The following is a 16582-nucleotide window of genomic DNA, read 5'->3' as shown; positions in this document are numbered from 1 at the left end:
TCAACGATCATACCCGAACGCTTGCACGATCTGTTCCCGCGCACCAAACCACATGCAAACTCCAACCTCTCAAATAATGGGGTGAAACCCCATCCTACGGCTCTCCGAACGCGCCATCTGTGGCCACACCACTCCACTGCGGGTCAACCCTGCCCGCGCGAATATCGCGATGGATTGACGAATACAGCCAATCGGTCGGGCGCTCGACCAACCCGTGCTTCACCGGATTCCCCCAACAATACGCCATATGATTGCGGTAATCCTGTTCGTCCCGAATGGTGTGCTCCCAAAACCGGCGCTGCCAAATCCCGGCATCCCCCTTCGCAATTTTCGAATCCGTTCGTAGGGTGGGGTTCCACCCCACCACTCCCGACGCCTTCACCCCGCGCGTAAACCGTGCCTTGATCGCACCCCACCGTGTCGAATAATCCGCATCCCCCGGCGGCAAGGTCCAAATCGCGTGCAGGTGATCCGGCAACACAACAAACGCATCGCACCAGAACGGCCGCTCTCTCTGGGTCACTGCAAATGCGGCCCGCAAATGCGCCACCTCTCGCACCAGCAATTCCGACGACCGGTCGGCCAAAGACACGGTGAAAAAATACTTGGCTCCGGGAATGCGGACGCGTCGGTAATCGCTCATGCCGCAACTTGATCATGACGAGGGTTAACGGATTCTGAATGCCACTCCGACGCGCCAGATAAATAACCGGGTCTTATCAAAGGTCCGCAAATTAATAACCAAAACCATCGGCGGATTCTTGTACAAATCGGACGATTGCCCCTCAAACCCCTGTACAAACCGTACAATCCGCCCTTGCCACACGGCCTGACCGATGCCATATCCAAGAGGCTTACGTTTTTCTATTTCGACCCACTGTCTCCTTCTACGGCGCTCAGTCACTCGATCCAGACTACGACGCCAGGCTGCCGCAACTCCGTGGGCAGCACCAAACAGGAGACAACGGATATGCCCGCAGGCACCGTAAAATGGTTCAACACCACCAAAGGCTACGGCTTTATCGCACCCGAAGATGGCGGCAAAGACATCTTCGTACACATCTCGGCTGTCGAGCGTTCGGGCCTCACCGGTCTGGCCGACAACCAGAAAGTCACGTACGAGCTGCGCGCTGGTCGTGATGGTCGCGAAAGCGCCGACAATATCGAACTGGCCTAAGCCGTTAAAAGGGCGGGATTTTTCCCGCCCATCCCATAAGCCCGCATTGAGTGTGTGGCAAAGGGAATACATCACAATCGGGTTATCCTTCCCCAGTGATTGACCAAATCGGCTATCATTCCAAAACTAGCGTTATGATTTCTTTGGTCATTTGAGGGATGTCACCATGTTCACACGCCGTGTTTTTCTGGCCGGTACTGCTGCCAGCCTGTTGCCGGGTGTTGCCAGCGCCAAGAAAGCGGTCGAGTATGATCCGACGCCGCAATTCGTGCGCATCAAAAAGCAATTTCAGCCCGGTCAGCTGCTGGTCGCGCCGCGATCCTTTTACCTTTATTATGTAACCGAGCCACGCAAAGCGATCCGCTATGGCTGCGGCGTCGGCAAAGCCGGACTGGAGTTCACCGGCTCGGCCACCATAGACGTCAAGAAAGAATGGCCGACCTGGCGACCCACCGAAGAGATGATTGAGCGGGACCCTGTCACCTATGCCAAGTTCAAAGACAATGATTATGTCCAGCCCGGCGGCGGAGACAATCCTCTGGGCGCGCGCGCGCTGTATCTGTTTCAGAACGGGGTGGACACGTATTTCCGAATTCACGGCACAACGCAGCCGCAGACCATCGGTCATGCAGTTTCAAACGGGTGCATTAGGATGCTGAATGAGCATGTGATCGATCTGTATAACAGAGTTCCTATCGGCACGGTGGTCACAGTGGTCTAAGCCCCCGACCAATCGACGTCGTCAGCTTCTTCGATCATCAACCGACCTTCGGGCCAAGGGCGCGTCAAACTCTGCGCCTCGTCTTCAGACCCACGCAACCAGCGCTGAACGTCCCGCGCCTCCAGCAGCACTCCCATTCGGTGATGGATCGGCTTTACATCAGCATTGGGTTCGCATGTCACCGCTGCAACCTGATCCACGCGTAGCCCACCCGGGGCTTCCCAAGTGTCGGTGATCGCAGCAAATAGCAGTGGAGCCCCGTCCTTGGCGGCAATCCGCCAGGCCGTTTTGCGTCGCTTCTCACCGGTCCATTCGTAGCAGCCATCCACCGGGATTATGGCGCGACCGACCCCTTCGAAGGCGCTCTTGTCAAAAACCGTCTCGGAGCGCGCGTTTACGATGGTCTCCATCACCGGTCGTCCACGCGCATTGACCCTGCCGACCGGGATAATCCCCCATCGCATGGCCGTTAACCCATCACCAGTCAGTACGACCACTTCTTGACCCGGCTGAATGTTTCTGCGTGCTGGCTGAGGCCCAAGACTGTCTTTCACATTCAGCAACCTCGCGATCTCGCTAATGGGTCGTGTGAGGAAAAATCGGCCGGGCATCGCGTACTCCTATTCGGCAACGCGCTCCGCAAGCGCCAAGACAAAGGGGCCCAGCGTATCAACGATCAGCGCGACGCCTTGGGCACTTGGATGGATACCATCAGATTGCATGAACTGGCGCGCGGCCGCCGGATCGCCTTCGGTTGTGAGCCCGTCAAAAAAGCTTTCCGCATAAAGTGCATCATATTGCTCTGCCAGCTCTGGATACATGGCGTCGAAACTCTGCTTGTAATCGGCTCCGTAATTACCAGGCGCCTGCATTCCAATTATTAGTACCTCGACATCCGCGGTCTCTGCAGCACGCAGTATTGTCTCGAGGTTTGATCGGGCAACGCTCGGATCGATGCCACGCAACAGATCATTGCCGCCAAGTGCAACAATCATGCCGTCGACCTCTGGTGTCAGGGTCCAGTCAACTCGGGCAGCGCCCCCTGCGGTCGTATCCCCGGAAACACCGGCGTTGATCAACCGAACCTCCGCACCTTCTTCCTGAAGCCAACGCTGCAGTTGCGGCACGAACCCGTCTTGTTCCGGCAGCCCATATCCTTGTGTTAGGGAATCTCCGAGCGCAGCAATCACAACTGGCTCTGCCAACGCTGCAATTCCGCAACAGATGAACGCGCCTGAGATCAAACCCTTGTGTAGCTTCTGTTTCACGCCATATCCCAATGGACTGTACCCCTCTTGATGGCCTGATCAATGACGACACCTGTTCTTACGCTCCAAGATGCCGCATTATCGCTGGATGGCAATGCCGGAAGGGTGGATATTCTGCACGACATCTCTCTGTCTGTGAACCAAGGCGAGACGCTGGGGTTGGTCGGCCCTTCCGGTTCAGGGAAATCCTCACTGCTAATGCTGATGGGCGGGTTGGAACAGGCGACCGACGGCCGCGTCACGGTATTGGGCCATGATCTGACGGAAATGAGTGAGGATGTACTTGCCCGGTTTCGTCGTGAATCAATGGGTGTGGTGTTTCAGAATTTTCACCTGATCCCGACGATGACCGCACTTGAGAACGTCGCCACCCCGCTCGAACTTGCAGGGCATAAGGATGCTTTCAAGCGCGCTGAGGCCGAGCTAGAGGCTGTGGGGCTGTCACATCGAAGCGATCACTACCCGGCGCAATTGTCAGGTGGCGAGCAGCAACGTGTGGCGCTGGCCCGCGCGTCGGCCCCACGCCCTAAGATTTTGCTAGCAGACGAACCCACAGGAAATCTGGACGAAGCCAACGGTGCGGCGATTATAGATCTGTTGTTCGGTCTACGCGACCGGCATGGTGCCACCCTGGTTCTGGTCACGCATAGCCACACGCTGGCGCAGAAATGCGACCGCGTCGTGCGGTTGCGGGATGGACGCATCGCTGAAGAGTCGCAGCGCGAGGCGGCCGAATGAGCCTGCGTCTGGCAGGACGACTGGCACGGCGCGAACTTCGCGGTGGGCTGCGTGGATTTCGGGTGTTTCTGGCTTGTCTGGCCTTGGGCGTTGCAGCGATTGCCGCGGTCGGCATGGTCCGCCAAGCAATCCAGACCGGCCTTCAGCAAGAGGGCGCATCGCTACTGGGCGGGGATGCGCAACTGGAATTCACCTATCGCTTTGCCAATGATCAGGAACGCGCGTGGATGGAAAAAACCGCACACGCGGTTTCAGAGGTTGTTGATTTTCGATCTATGGCCGTAACGGGAAACGGGACTAACACGCAACTTGGGCTGACCCAGGTTAAGGCTGTGGATGACGCTTATCCGCTGTTAGGTTCGGCGATCCTTGAACCTGAACTTACTCTGACCGATGCCTTTGCAGGTGCCGATGGGCTGCCTGGTGCAGTCATGGCCCCCTCTCTGATTGACCGCCTAAACCTGATGGTTGGCGAGCAGTTTGAACTTGGCACGCAGAGATTTGTTCTGATGGCCTCGTTAGAGCACGAACCTGACGGCGCGGCTGATGGGTTCTCGCTTGGGCCGCGCACATTGGTCCGGACAAAAGATCTGCAGTCTTCGGGCCTGTTGGCGCTGGGCACTTTGTTTTCAACTAAGTACAGGTTGGACCTGCCTCAGGCTGCCGAATTGGATGCGTTGTCGCTGGAAGCGAAGCAGGCCTTCGAGGGGACCGGCATGCGCTGGACCGACGCTCGCAACGGTGCGCCGGGAATATCTGAATTCGTAGGCCGCCTCAGCGCGTTTCTGGTTCTGGTGGGCCTGTCGGGATTGGCCGTTGGTGGGATCGGTGTGTCTGCTGCCGTGCGAGCCTATCTTTCCCAAAAGACGGAGACGATTGCGACATTGCGCACGTTGGGCGCTGATCGGGCGACAATCTTTCAGACCTACATGATTCAGATCGCCGTTCTGTCGAGCATCGGTATTATCATGGGCTTGGTCCTGGGCGGGGTGCTGCCGCTGCTACTGGCCCCCGTAATCGAAACGCAATTGCCAATCCCCGCAGTCTTCTCTCTTTATCCGCAGCCACTGTTCGAGGCCGCACTTTATGGTGTGCTGACCGCGTTCCTGTTCACACTCTGGCCGCTGGCCAGAACCGAGGAGGTGCGCGCAGCAACCTTGTTTCGGGATGCGCTAACATCGGCGCGCAGTTTCCCGCGCCTGATCTATGTCGTTGCGACCGCTATTGGCTTGGCTGCACTGATCGGAGCCGCTGCATGGTTCAGTGGTTCAACCCGATTGACCCTCTGGACCAGCGCAGGGTTGGCCGGGGCGCTTACTTTGCTGGCCCTTTCTGCCTTTGCCATTCGCAAATTGGCCCGCGCGGGCGCGCCTTGGACCAGAGGCCGCCCTGCCATGCGGTGGGCCTTGTCTGCCATTTCTGACCCACGCGAAGGGGCAGCGTCGGTGGTTCTGTCCCTTGGGCTCGGCCTGTCGGTCCTCGCAGCGGTGGGACAAATCGACGGCACCCTGCGCAATGCGATCTCGGGGAACCTGCCAGAAGTGGCACCCTCATATTTCTTCGTCGATATCCAGAAGGATCAGATGCCCGGGTTCAGCGAACGTCTCGACACTGACCCCGCCGTCAGTCGGGTAGAAAGCGCTCCAATGCTGCGCGGGATCATTACCAAGATCAATGGACAACCCGCGCGAGAGATTGCTGGCGATCACTGGGTTCTGGATGGCGACCGGGGCGTGACCTATTCCGCCCAACCGCCGCAGAATGCCCGCGTGACCGACGGAGTGTGGTGGCCCGAAGATTACAGCGGCCCTCCACAAGTCAGCTTTGCCGCCGAGGAGGCTGCTGAGATGGGGCTTAAACTTGGGGATGAACTCACGGTCAATATCCTTGGCCGCGATATCACTGCTGAACTGACCTCATTACGCGAAGTTGATTTTTCGACCGCTGGAATGGGATTTGTCATGTCGATGAATCCCTCCGCGCTGGCGGGCGCGCCGCATAGCTTCATCGCAACGGTTTATGCCGAAGAGCAGGCCGAAGCCGCCATCCTGCGCGATCTGGCGGGGCAATATCCCAACATCACGGCGGTCCGCGTCCGCGATGCCATTGACCGGGTCTCTGGTTTGCTGGCGGGCCTGGCAGCAGCTACCTCGTATGGCGCAGGCGTGTCCCTGCTGACCGGTTTTCTGGTGTTGATCGGTGCTGCCGCCGCAGGAGAGCCAGCGCGCAGATATGAAGCGGCGATCCTCAAAACTCTGGGCGCGGACCGAGGCCGCATCCTGCGCAGTTTTGCCTTGCGAGCAATTCTGTTGGGGGCCGCTGCCGGATGTGTCGCCCTGTTGACCGGTATTTTGGGCGGTTGGGCCGTGGCCACATATATCTTCGACACAGATTTCACGATTATCTGGCCATCCGCGCTCGGGATCGTTATCGCGGGCGTCGCGGTAACGCTTGGCGCGGGGATGCTCTTTGCGCTACGCCCGCTTTCAGTGCGCCCGGCGCGTATTCTTCGCGCCAGTGACTAAGTTCAACGCACGCACGCGACGGGCTGTAGTATCTTCAGCAACTGGTCGTTGTCACAAACCAACGCATCAAGCGTGATTTCGTCTAAGGATGCATAAAACACCTCAGCCGCATCCTGCAGCGCCAATCGCAAGCGGCAGGCATCGGTCAGCGGGCATGTATTGTCGGCATCCGCAAAACACTCGGCAATCGGCAATCCACCTTCAACATGGCGGAACACAGACCCGACCCGGATCTGATCTGCCGAGCGGGCCAGCGTCATGCCGCCATTGCGGCCACGTTGGGTACTGAGATAATCCAACTGGCTAAGCTGGTTGATCACCTGCGCCAGATGGTTCTCGGAGATGTTGCAGACTTCTGCAATCTCAGCCTTAGTAACCAGCCGATCCTGATGCGCGGCACAATACATCAAAACACGCACCGCGATATTCGTCCGTTTGGTAATCCGCATGAGGGCCTCCCGAATCTCAAGATGAAGCCTTATTGCATGTTCTGTAAAAAGACTGTTTGACATACATCAATCGTCACAGAAGGACACGACCCGCATGGCAGACCCCTATTTCTTCGGCTATGGCAGCCTCGTGAACCTGTCGACGCACGATTTTCCCGACCCGCGCCCGGCGCGTCTGAAGGGCTGGCGGAGGGCGTGGCGGCACACCGATCTGCGCCCGGTCGCCTTTCTGACTGCGATTCCAGATCCCTTGTCAGAAATCGACGGCATGATCGCTCACGTGCCCAAAAACGACTGGGCCGCGCTGGATGAACGGGAATGGGCCTATGAACGCGTGCCTGCCACGCGATCAGTCTCCCATACGCTGACGCAGGAGGCAGAAATTGCCGTCTACGCTGTGCCCCATGACCGCCATACAGCGCCCAGCAATCACCATCCACTACTGCTGAGCTATATCGATGTCGTGGTGCAGGGGTACCTGAGGGCATTTGGATCGGACGGCGCTGATCGCTTCTTTGCCACAACCGATGGCTGGGACGCGCCGATTTTGAATGATCGTGCCGAACCGCGATATCCGCGTCATCAGCAACTCAATCTCACCGAGACTGAATTCGTGGACGACCGTCTGAAGCGCGTATCGGCTCGTATTTTGCAGCCCGGAGACCAAAGAAAAGCAGGCCAACTGCCTGCCTCCTTCGTGTTTTAAGATACTCTCTGCGGGTCAGCCCCGCGCGCGGATCACCTGCAGCAGCGGCAGCAAGGTCGCCATCTCGGGCCCGCGCTCCATTCCGGTCAGCGCTTTGCGCAGCGGCATGAACAGGCCTTTTCCCTTACGGCCCGTGGCCTCTTTCACCGCCTTGGTCCAATTCGCCCAGGTATCTGCGTCGAACGGACCTTCGGGCAGCAGGGCCACCGCCTCTGCTATGAATTCACGATCTTCATCTGCGATCAGAGGTTCGGCCCCATCGCGGCAAAGATCCCACCAGCCTTTGAGATCGCTCAAGGTGGTGATGTTTTCACGCGCCATGGTCCAGAAAGGTTCTGCCAGTTCATCCGGAACACCCGCCTCTGCAACGGCATCCGCAACTTCGGCCAAAGGCAGCGATTGCAGGTGCTTCGCCGTCAGCGGGAACAGATCTTGCACGTCGAACTTGGTCGGTGCCGCGCCAAAACGGTTGATGTCGAACCCGTCGATCAGCTCGGACATCTCAGCACGCAGCTCAACCGGATCAGAAGAACCCAGACGCGCCATCAGGCTCAGCAGGGCCATTGGCTGCACGCCCTGCTCTCGCAGATCACGTAAGGCCAGTGTGCCCAGACGTTTAGACAGGGCCTCACCCTGCGGGCCTGTCAACAGAGAGTGATGCGCAAAGCGTGGGCAGGTGCCGCCCAATGCTTCGATGATCTGAATCTGCGTCGCTGTGTTGGTGACATGGTCCGAACCACGCACCACGTCGGTCACGCCCATCTCGGTATCATCGACCACGGACGCAATCGTATAGAGAACCTGACCATCACCCCGGATCAGCACCGGGTCGGATACCGAGGCGGCATCGATCGAGATGTCGCCCAAAATGCCATCGTTCCATTCGATACGCTCGTGGTTCAGTTTGAACCGCCAGACGCCATTGCCGCGCTCGGCGCGCAGCGCCTCTTTCTCGGCATCGCTGAGGTTCAGCGCGGCACGGTCGTAGACCGGCGGCTTGCCCATGTTCAGTTGTTTCTTGCGCTTGAGGTCAAGTTCGGTTGGCGTTTCAAACGCCTCATAGAACCGACCCATCGCGCGCAGCTTGTCCGCAGCCTCGGCATAACGGTCCAGCCGTTCCGACTGACGCTCGACCCGGTCCCAATGCAGGCCAAGCCACTCCAGATCTTGTTTGATCGCATCGACATATTCTTCCTTCGACCGCTCGGGATCGGTGTCATCGATACGCAGGATGAACGTACCGCCTGCTTTGCGGGCGATCAGATAATTCATCAGGGCGGTGCGCAGGTTGCCCACATGGATGTAACCGGTGGGCGACGGGGCGAAACGGGTCGTGGTCATGGAAGTCTCCTGTTGGCGCGGCTCATGTCACATGGGCGCGTTTTTGTCCAGCAGGGCGTTCAGGTCGGCTCTACCGGCCACATACCATCCAGGTGTTCGAGCCCAGCTTTGATAAGTTCACGAAGCACGTCGAGATCGATGTCTGACAACGTGTTCACGTAGAGGCAGGATTTCCCCAGCTTGTGTTTGCCCAGTCGAGACAGGATATATTCGAAATCAGCATAACCCGGCATGATGTAGATAGAATGCGCAGCCTTGCGCGGAGAGAACCCGGTCGCCAAAAAATCGCCTTCCCGCCCGGAAGCATAGCGATAGTGATATCGGCCAAAGCCAACGATCGACGGACCCCACATCACTGGGGCAAACCCGGTGGTATCCTGAAAGAGCCTGTCCAGCACTTGCGCCTCGTCCGCCTTACGCAGCGGCTGAACGGTCGCCAGAAATTCAGCAATATTTTGCCCGGTGGGCACTGTTTTGTTCTCAGATCGCGGCATGAACAAAAATTAACACGTAATGTTCATCCATGCAGTCCATGTATTGGGTCTATAACTGGCAAGAGAAACGCTCTGACCTATTTCTACTACTGGCGTTCTGACAGGGAGACTTAGATATGACGATCAAATTGACTCGCAGGGCTGCTCTGAGTGCCGCTGCCGCATTGCCTTTTGCCTCTGCCGCGATGCCGGCTTTCGCAGCTGGTAAGCCGAGCAAAGCAAATTCGACCATCGCAAAATCATTCCAGTTGGGCGATTTCACAGTTACCACCCTGCTCGACGGCAGCGTGCCACGTGATGAACCAAAGGCACTATTCGCAGCTGAAGTATCTGACGACGAATTTGCAGCAATCTCTGCGGAAAACTTCATTCCAACTGATGTTGCGCAATTCTTCTTTACTCCGACACTGGTCCATACCGGCTCTGAACTGGTGTTGTTCGACACAGGCTTGGGTCAAGGCGGTATCCAAGCCGCGCTGGCTGACGTAGGAGTCTCACCTGACCAAATTGATGTGGTCGTGATCACGCACATGCACCCCGACCATATCGGAGGCATGACAACGAATGACGCTCCGACATTTGCGAACGCCCGATTTGTAACCGCCGCGCCGGAATATAATTTCTGGTCTGCGATGGATGCGGGCAACCGCGTCGGAGATATGGTTGCAGCGAAGGTCACACCCCAAGCCGAAAAGATGACGTTCCTTGACGATGGTGGAGAGGTCACTTCGGGAATAACAGCGATGGCGGCTCACGGACATACGCCTGGTCACACGGTTTATCATCTGGAAAGCAATGGACAACGATTGGTTCTGACGGCCGATCTGGCAAATCACTACGTCTGGTCATTTGCGCGCCCCGAATGGCCCTTCAGCTTCGATATGGACGCTGCAGCGGCTACCGCGTCGCGTCGGAATGTGCTGGGTATGCTGGCCGCAGATAAAATACCCATGATCGGCTATCACATGCCTTTCCCAGCTGCCGGGTACGTTGAAACACGCGGCGAGGGGTTCCGGTTCGTACCGGTCGGCTATCAAATGATGGGCTAAGGCCTAATAACCAGGATCTGGCCGTACTTTTGAACCATCCGTGAAACGGGACAGGCGAAAAGCGGCTGGGTCAACGCAGGGCGTGCTTTCAGTAACAATATCCGCCGTCAGCCGACCTGCGCCTGGCCCGATCCCAAAACCATGGCCGGAAAACCCGGTTGCGATATGCAGACCCGGGATTTCGTCCACTTTTGAGATAACTGGAATCGCATCCGGGGTCACATCGATCAGCCCGGCCCAGCTTTGGACGATCTCTGCCTCCTCAAGTACGGGCATCGCTTTGCGAGCGTTGAACCAGGCCTGTCGCAACACTTTTCGAGAGGGCTCGGGATCCAGCACCCGGCAGTGCTCAAAAGGCGTTACATCGGTGGGCAGCCAAGTTCTGTCTTCTTTCGCCTCGACCATCCAGCGGCGCGACAGGCGAAACCGCAAGGAACGCCACTCTTGCCGAAACGCTGGCAAGAACTGAAGGCCGAGTCGAAAACTGTCAGGAACAATATCCACGGTATTCTCGTGACCCGACGCAATCGTGTAACCCCCGTCCGCACGTTTGCGAATGGCGAAATCATCACTCCAAAGCGATACCTCCTGCCCGGATTCTACCGGTGAGGTCCGCATGACTGTATTCAGCACCTTGAGTTGGGGCAGAGCGATACCTGCGTTCCCCGCAAAAAGACGCGACCATGCCCCACCCGCCAACACCACCTGACTGCAACGAACTCGCCCACGTTCGGTGAAGACACCTGCAATCCGACCTGCCTCGAGATCGACGCTGCGCACTGCGCATTGTGTCATGATCGCGGCCCCACAATTGCGGGCCGCCTCAGCCATCGCGGGGGCCGCCCACTGCGGCTCAGCCCGTCCGTCTTGCGGCATGTAGAGCCCAGTCTGCGGTTTCATGGTGGAGTTTGGAAATAGTGAGGCCAACTCAGTGTGCGATACCATACGGGCACCTGTCTGCTGCCATTCAACATGCTCCACCCACCGCGTCAAGTTACCAACGTCGCGTGTGCCTGATGCGCCAAATACGATCCCCGACTGAACATAGCCCGTTCTCCGCCCAACGCGTTCATCCAACCCACGCCAAATGCGCAGAGCTTCCTGCATCAATGGGATCTCGCGTGGGTCGCGCATCCCAAGCCGGACCCAACCCCAGTTACGCGAACTCTGTTCACCGGCGATCCGGCCCTTTTCGCACAACAGGACGGAAATGCCACGCTCGGCCAACTCCAAAGCGGTCGAGGCACCAATTACTCCGCCACCAATAACGACGACATCCACCGATTTAGGAAGGGTAATATCAGATTCGACGGAAGTCGGAGAAGGGCCTGGCATCAACCGCTCGGAAGTTGTTTATCGAAGCGGTATCCAGCCCGAGAACGCGTTTTCTGGCAATGAGAAACGGAGGCAGGTCAACTGAATGCAGCAACCTGTTGCCTATCAGCCAGCACATTACGCACCGCGCGGCACTGGCTATTCTAAATCAGGCAGCGCCGGACAGTTGCGCCCATGTTTGGCGCAGGAAAGATCTGCGGCCAGTAACAGGCTTTGCAGCAAGAACTTCTTGCGAATTCAAGGATGGAAATTCCGGTCGCGTCGGCTCATTGTCTGTAGCCGGCGGCGGCGCAAGATCCTCTTTGTTCAGAATTTCTGCGATCGAAGAATCAAGCGTTTCTTCATCCAGCTTGCGCGGCTCAGACTCCATTGTTTTCCATTGCAATGGAGCATGAAGCGATTTGTCATATCCATTCGTCATTTGACCACCATCACCTTTACCGACACCCAAAAACACGGATGCCCAATCTCAAATCAACAATCACGGTCGCAGTTTCTGAAATAGCAGAGCGGCTTACCGGATTACGTCACATTCACCTCACACAAGGCGAACTCTTGACACAAATGTGGCAAAAAAAGGACTCAATTACAAGCCGAACGTGCGCCAGATCTCCATAACCAGTTGTCATATATGGACAATTATCATGACTTAAGCCAACTGCCGACGAATTGGAAACAATCATAGCGATAGAAACTGATCCGGCTCTTAATTCTGATCGCGCCAGCGATTTACAATCGGGTAACGACGATCCAACCAGAAGGCCCGCGGGGTCAGCCGTGTGCCCGGCGCGGACTGGAAGCGCTTGTACTCACTGATGTAAATCAGGTGCTCAACGCGCCGCGCGTCGCCTTCATCAAAACCTGCCGCTACGCAATCGGCGATCGAGCCATCCTGATCCACCAATATATCAAGAATGGCGTCCAGAACTGGGTAATCCGGCAGGCTGTCGCTGTCTTTCTGATCTTCACGCAATTCAGCGCTCGGTGGCTTATCGATGACCGAGGGACGGATGACCACTCCTTCGGGGCCCATCATCCAATCGCGGTGATTGGCATTGCGCCAGCGACAGGTCTCGAACACGCGGGTTTTGTACAGGTCTTTGATCGGATTGTAGCCTCCGTTCATGTCGCCATAAATAGTAGCATATCCTACCGCGACCTCGGACTTGTTGCCTGTCGTCAGCAGCATCTCACCAAACTTGTTCGAGATCGCCATCAACAACAGACCACGTAGGCGGGACTGAACATTTTCTTCGGTCAAATCTTCCTCGCGCCCGGCAAATAGCGGGGCAAGCGTGTTGGTCACCGCTGTCCGACCTTCGGAAATCGGAACAAAATCATAGTGAACTCCCAACGCCTTCGCGACGGCTTCGGCATCATCCAGAGAGCTTTGGCTGGTATATTCTGATGGCAACATAACGCAGCGCACATTGTTCGCCCCGATGGCATCTACCGCAATCGTTGCAACCAATGCTGAGTCAACACCCCCTGACAAGCCAAGCACCACCTTTTTAAAGCCGGTTTTAGCCATGTAGTCGCGCAGAGACTGCACCATAGCGCGATAGTCCTGCTCCCATGCATCTGGCTGCGGCACCACCTCTGCAAGTTCGATTCGCCAGCCGTCGTCGGTGCGCATCAGATCAATGTTTTGCACTGCTTCATCAAAGACCGGCATACGGAATGCAAGCTCTCCGCCGGGGTTCAGACCAAAAGTGGCACCATCAAAAACCTGATCATCCTGCCCGCCGACCATGTTCAAATAGATCACTGGCAAGCCTGTCTCGACCGTACGCGCCACCATATGATTCAGCCGGATGTCGTATTTGTCTCGGAAATAGGGCGACCCATTGGGGATTAACAGGAACTCAGCCCCGGTTTCCTCGAGTGTTTCGGCGACATCCTCGTGCCAGCCATCCTCGCAAATCGGACTCCCCACCCGAACGTTACCGACCGCATAGGGCCCACCGATTGGACCTGTGTCATAGAGCCGAACTTCGTCAAAGACGGTTTCGTTTGGCAAGTGATGCTTGAGAACCTTACTTACGATCTTCCCACCTTTGAGGACCAGATACGCGTTATAAAGCCTGTCATCCTCGACCCAAGGGCCACCGATTGCCAACGCAGGGCCTTCGGCGCAGTCTTCCGCCAGCGCCTGCACAGCTTGCATCGCCGCACGATGAAACACAGGCTTCATCACCAGGTCCTGAGTATTGTAACCGGTGATGAACATCTCAGGCAGCGCCACCAGATCAGCCTGCGCCGCGCGCCCTTGCTGCCAGGCCGCAGCAGCCTTTGCGGCATTCCCTTCGATATCCCCAACGGTTGGGTTCAGTTGCGCCAGAGTGATGCGGAAACGGTCGGCCATTTTGCCCTCTTGCCCTCGTCAGTCCTTCAGGGATTTAGCAGATCACAGCGCGAGTAAAAGGCAAATGCGGCAAAACCCGTTGCTCTGCCCCCTGCGGTATCCTAGTTTTGCGCCAACATCTCATAAGAGCCGCAGGCAGGTACAATTATGAACGCGATCCGCACATCCCTTACCGCTGCTACATTCGCCATGCTGACGCAAATTGCAGCGGCCCAGCAAAATGATCAGATTATCATAGCCGACGACGACGTCGGGGGTGTTTACGAAGGCACATTCGAAAACGGCCTGCGGCACGGCACAGGCACTTATCGTCTGCCCAGCGGATTCGAATATTCCGGTGAGTGGGTCGAAGGAGAGATCCAGGGTAAGGGTACAGCACGATACGCCAATGGTTCGGTCTACGAAGGCGATTTCGTAAAAGGCCAACCTGAAGGACTCGGAAAGATCGTTTACGCCGACGGGCAAACCTATGAAGGTGAATGGTCCAAAGGTGCGATCAATGGCGATGGTATTGCCGAGTACACCAATGGCATGCGGTACGAGGGCACGTTCAAGGAAGCTAAGCGCCACGGTCAGGGCGTGCTGACCAGTGCCGACGGATATATCTACGATGGAGATTGGGTGGACGGCCAAAAAGAAGGCAAGGCCAAGATCACCTACGCTGACGGCAGCACTTATGATGGCGATGTCAAAGCCGGGAAACGTGCTGGTACGGGCACTCTGAATCTGACTGGCGGATTGACCTATACCGGTGACTGGCTTGATGACAATATGACCGGAACCGGTCGGCTCACACACCCCAATGGAGACGTCTACGAAGGGGCGTTGATCAATGGGCGGCGTCAGGGCGAAGGCAAAGTCACGTACGCCAGTGGCGCGGTCTATGAAGGTAATTTCGCCGACGACCTGCGTCACGGACAAGGCACATTTACCGGCACTGACGGCTTTCGCTATACCGGCGAATGGTCAGATGGTCAGATCGCGGGATTGGGCGAGGTAACCTATGCGGATGGTTCCGTTTATGTCGGTGACTTTCTGGATGACCTGCAGCACGGCAAAGGGCGGACGACCTATCCAAACGGCACTGTTTATGACGGCGACTGGGTTGCAGGCGTATTTGAAGGCACCGGAACAGCGACCTATCCAAATGGAACTGTCTATTCGGGGCAGTTTAAAAACGCGCGCAGTCATGGCAAAGGAGTTCTGACCTTCGCCAACGGCTATCGTTATGACGGAGATTGGGTCGATGGTGTCCGGCAAGGGAAGGGCAAAGCCACGTTCCCGGACGGTATTATATATGAAGGCGAGTTTAAGGATGGCAAACGCCACGGACTAGGAACGCTCACTCGCCCCGGCGGTTTCAGTTATACAGGTGAATGGTCTGAGGGAAAAATCAACGGTGCTGGCATAGCAACCTATGAAACAGGCGACGTCTACGAAGGCAATTTTCTGAACAATAAGCGTCACGGTGAAGGGACAATGCGTTTCGCCGGTGGTGAAGTTGAATCTGGGATCTGGGAAAATGACACCCTGGCGCGTGAAACAGATACCCCTGCTGAGATAACTGATCCAGAACCAGAGGCCGAACCTTCAGAACCTCAAACCGATACAGATAACGCAGATACGAGTGACGGCTAACAAAGCCCTACCAAGGCACGCGCTTGCCAGCCCAGTCGAAAAACCCGCCCGTGTCGGTTGGTGAGAGCCCTGCGATAACGGCAAGCAAATTTTCCGCCGCCTCCTCGGGCTCGACTGCAGGGTGGCGTCCGAGATATTTTTTCGTAAATGCAGTCTTAACCGTGCCGGGATGCATCACGACACACGCAGCTTGTTTGTGCGTGCGCGCCAGCTCAATCGCGGCTGTATGCACGATCTGGTTCACCGCAGCCTTCGATGCACGATAACTTACCCAACCACCAAGTCGATTGTCTTCAATTGACCCGACGCGCGCCGACAACACAATGAAGGCTGCCTTCCGGTCACGTGGTAACAGCCTGTGAGCCTGTTTGAGGACCAATGCCGGTCCAATAGCATTCAGGGCAAACTGGTCCATCATCGCGCGGGCTGACACGGCGCGCATCGACTTCTCGGGTTCAGCCCCGTTTATCTCAAGCGCGCCAGATGCAACTATAATCAGATCGAACGGATCAGAGAGAGTATTCAAAATCCGCGCAACCCCATCAGGGTCCGTCAGGTCAAACCCATCCACAGACCGTGACAATCGCGTCACCTCAACGCCCCGCGCTTGCAACAAATCGCTCAGCGCGCGCCCAATTCCACCAGATGCACCTATGATTAAAGCGGTTTCCATGACATCAGAGCTAGAAGGAAACCAAGCCCCTTCAACAGCGCAATCAATTTCAACTAGGGTTCATTTTCCCGCTTTTCATTCGCCATGCGCCCTGTATAAGCTG

General features: G+C 56.8%; 17 protein-coding genes. 7 read left to right on the top strand and 10 right to left on the bottom strand.

What is annotated here, in order from left to right; translation table 11 throughout:
• Nucleotides 1-94: 94 nt before the first annotated feature.
• On the bottom strand, nucleotides 95-643 hold the full coding sequence (locus ACR0KN_RS08915; protein ID WP_480652900.1) for an REP-associated tyrosine transposase: 549 nt from the start codon (nucleotides 641-643) through the stop codon (nucleotides 95-97).
• Between the two features lie 327 nt (nucleotides 644-970).
• Here ACR0KN_RS08915 and ACR0KN_RS08910 point away from each other — a divergent pair, with 327 nt between their 5' ends.
• Nucleotides 971-1177, top strand: coding sequence for a cold-shock protein (locus tag ACR0KN_RS08910; protein ID WP_010442474.1), 207 nt, complete (start codon nucleotides 971-973; stop codon nucleotides 1175-1177).
• 166 nt (nucleotides 1178-1343) lie between these two features.
• Nucleotides 1344-1898 (top strand): L,D-transpeptidase, encoded by a 555-nt coding sequence (locus ACR0KN_RS08905; protein WP_010442475.1) that lies wholly within the window; start codon nucleotides 1344-1346, stop codon nucleotides 1896-1898.
• Here ACR0KN_RS08905 and ACR0KN_RS08900 read toward each other — a convergent pair.
• Nucleotides 1895-2509 carry an SOS response-associated peptidase gene (locus ACR0KN_RS08900; protein WP_480652897.1) on the bottom strand — a complete coding sequence of 205 codons (615 nt, stop codon included), beginning with the start codon at nucleotides 2507-2509 and terminating at the stop codon, nucleotides 1895-1897. The genes ACR0KN_RS08905 and ACR0KN_RS08900 overlap by 4 nt on opposite strands.
• A gap of 9 nt (nucleotides 2510-2518) precedes the next feature.
• Nucleotides 2519-3166, bottom strand: coding sequence for an arylesterase (locus ACR0KN_RS08895; protein WP_480652895.1), 648 nt, complete (start codon nucleotides 3164-3166; stop codon nucleotides 2519-2521).
• Nucleotides 3167-3208: 42 nt separating this feature from the next.
• Here ACR0KN_RS08895 and ACR0KN_RS08890 point away from each other — a divergent pair, with 42 nt between their 5' ends.
• Complete coding sequence (locus tag ACR0KN_RS08890) at nucleotides 3209-3904, top strand: ABC transporter ATP-binding protein (protein ID WP_480652893.1); 696 nt, start codon at nucleotides 3209-3211, stop codon at nucleotides 3902-3904.
• Entirely contained in the window at nucleotides 3901-6429 is a 2529-nt protein-coding gene (locus ACR0KN_RS08885; protein ID WP_480652891.1) for an ABC transporter permease, read from the top strand. Before ACR0KN_RS08890 ends, ACR0KN_RS08885 begins: the two co-directional genes overlap by 4 nt.
• Before the next feature lie 2 nt (nucleotides 6430-6431).
• Here the strand turns inward: ACR0KN_RS08885 and ACR0KN_RS08880 are convergent, their stop codons facing one another.
• On the bottom strand, nucleotides 6432-6878 hold the full coding sequence (locus ACR0KN_RS08880) for an RrF2 family transcriptional regulator (protein WP_010442480.1): 447 nt from the start codon (nucleotides 6876-6878) through the stop codon (nucleotides 6432-6434).
• Between the two features lie 94 nt (nucleotides 6879-6972).
• Here ACR0KN_RS08880 and ACR0KN_RS08875 point away from each other — a divergent pair, with 94 nt between their 5' ends.
• Entirely contained in the window at nucleotides 6973-7584 is a 612-nt protein-coding gene (locus tag ACR0KN_RS08875; RefSeq protein ID WP_170771840.1) for a gamma-glutamylcyclotransferase family protein, read from the top strand.
• A gap of 15 nt (nucleotides 7585-7599) precedes the next feature.
• Here the strand turns inward: ACR0KN_RS08875 and gltX are convergent, their stop codons facing one another.
• Nucleotides 7600-8925 carry a glutamate--tRNA ligase gene (gltX, locus tag ACR0KN_RS08870; RefSeq protein ID WP_480652888.1) on the bottom strand — a complete coding sequence of 442 codons (1326 nt, stop codon included), beginning with the start codon at nucleotides 8923-8925 and terminating at the stop codon, nucleotides 7600-7602.
• 59 nt (nucleotides 8926-8984) lie between these two features.
• Entirely contained in the window at nucleotides 8985-9419 is a 435-nt protein-coding gene (locus ACR0KN_RS08865; protein WP_480652886.1) for a DUF1801 domain-containing protein, read from the bottom strand.
• Nucleotides 9420-9535: 116 nt separating this feature from the next.
• Between ACR0KN_RS08865 and ACR0KN_RS08860 the strand changes: the two genes are divergently transcribed.
• The gene (locus tag ACR0KN_RS08860; protein ID WP_480652884.1) at nucleotides 9536-10468 is read left to right on the top strand and encodes an MBL fold metallo-hydrolase; all 933 of its coding nucleotides are present in this window, start codon (nucleotides 9536-9538) and stop codon (nucleotides 10466-10468) included.
• A 3-nt stretch (nucleotides 10469-10471) separates the two neighbouring features.
• Here the strand turns inward: ACR0KN_RS08860 and ACR0KN_RS08855 are convergent, their stop codons facing one another.
• The 3 genes from ACR0KN_RS08855 to ACR0KN_RS08845 form a co-directional block, all read right to left on the bottom strand.
• Nucleotides 10472-11803: an NAD(P)/FAD-dependent oxidoreductase gene (locus ACR0KN_RS08855; RefSeq protein ID WP_480652882.1), complete on the bottom strand. Its 1332-nt coding sequence runs from the start codon at nucleotides 11801-11803 to the stop codon at nucleotides 10472-10474.
• A gap of 148 nt (nucleotides 11804-11951) precedes the next feature.
• On the bottom strand, nucleotides 11952-12260 hold the full coding sequence (locus ACR0KN_RS08850; RefSeq protein WP_480652880.1) for a hypothetical protein: 309 nt from the start codon (nucleotides 12258-12260) through the stop codon (nucleotides 11952-11954).
• Nucleotides 12261-12509: 249 nt separating this feature from the next.
• Nucleotides 12510-14168 carry an NAD+ synthase gene (locus ACR0KN_RS08845; RefSeq protein WP_480652878.1) on the bottom strand — a complete coding sequence of 553 codons (1659 nt, stop codon included), beginning with the start codon at nucleotides 14166-14168 and terminating at the stop codon, nucleotides 12510-12512.
• A gap of 147 nt (nucleotides 14169-14315) precedes the next feature.
• Here ACR0KN_RS08845 and ACR0KN_RS08840 point away from each other — a divergent pair, with 147 nt between their 5' ends.
• On the top strand, nucleotides 14316-15806 hold the full coding sequence (locus ACR0KN_RS08840; protein WP_480652877.1) for an MORN repeat-containing protein: 1491 nt from the start codon (nucleotides 14316-14318) through the stop codon (nucleotides 15804-15806).
• A 7-nt stretch (nucleotides 15807-15813) separates the two neighbouring features.
• Here ACR0KN_RS08840 and ACR0KN_RS08835 read toward each other — a convergent pair whose 3' ends face one another.
• A complete protein-coding gene (locus ACR0KN_RS08835; protein WP_480652875.1) occupies nucleotides 15814-16479 on the bottom strand; it encodes an SDR family NAD(P)-dependent oxidoreductase in 666 nt (221 codons plus the stop codon).
• Nucleotides 16480-16582 lie beyond the last annotated feature (103 nt).

This window comes from Ruegeria sp. AP7 (assembly GCF_056539905.1).
This window is presented reverse-complemented; position numbering and strand designations above follow the sequence as displayed.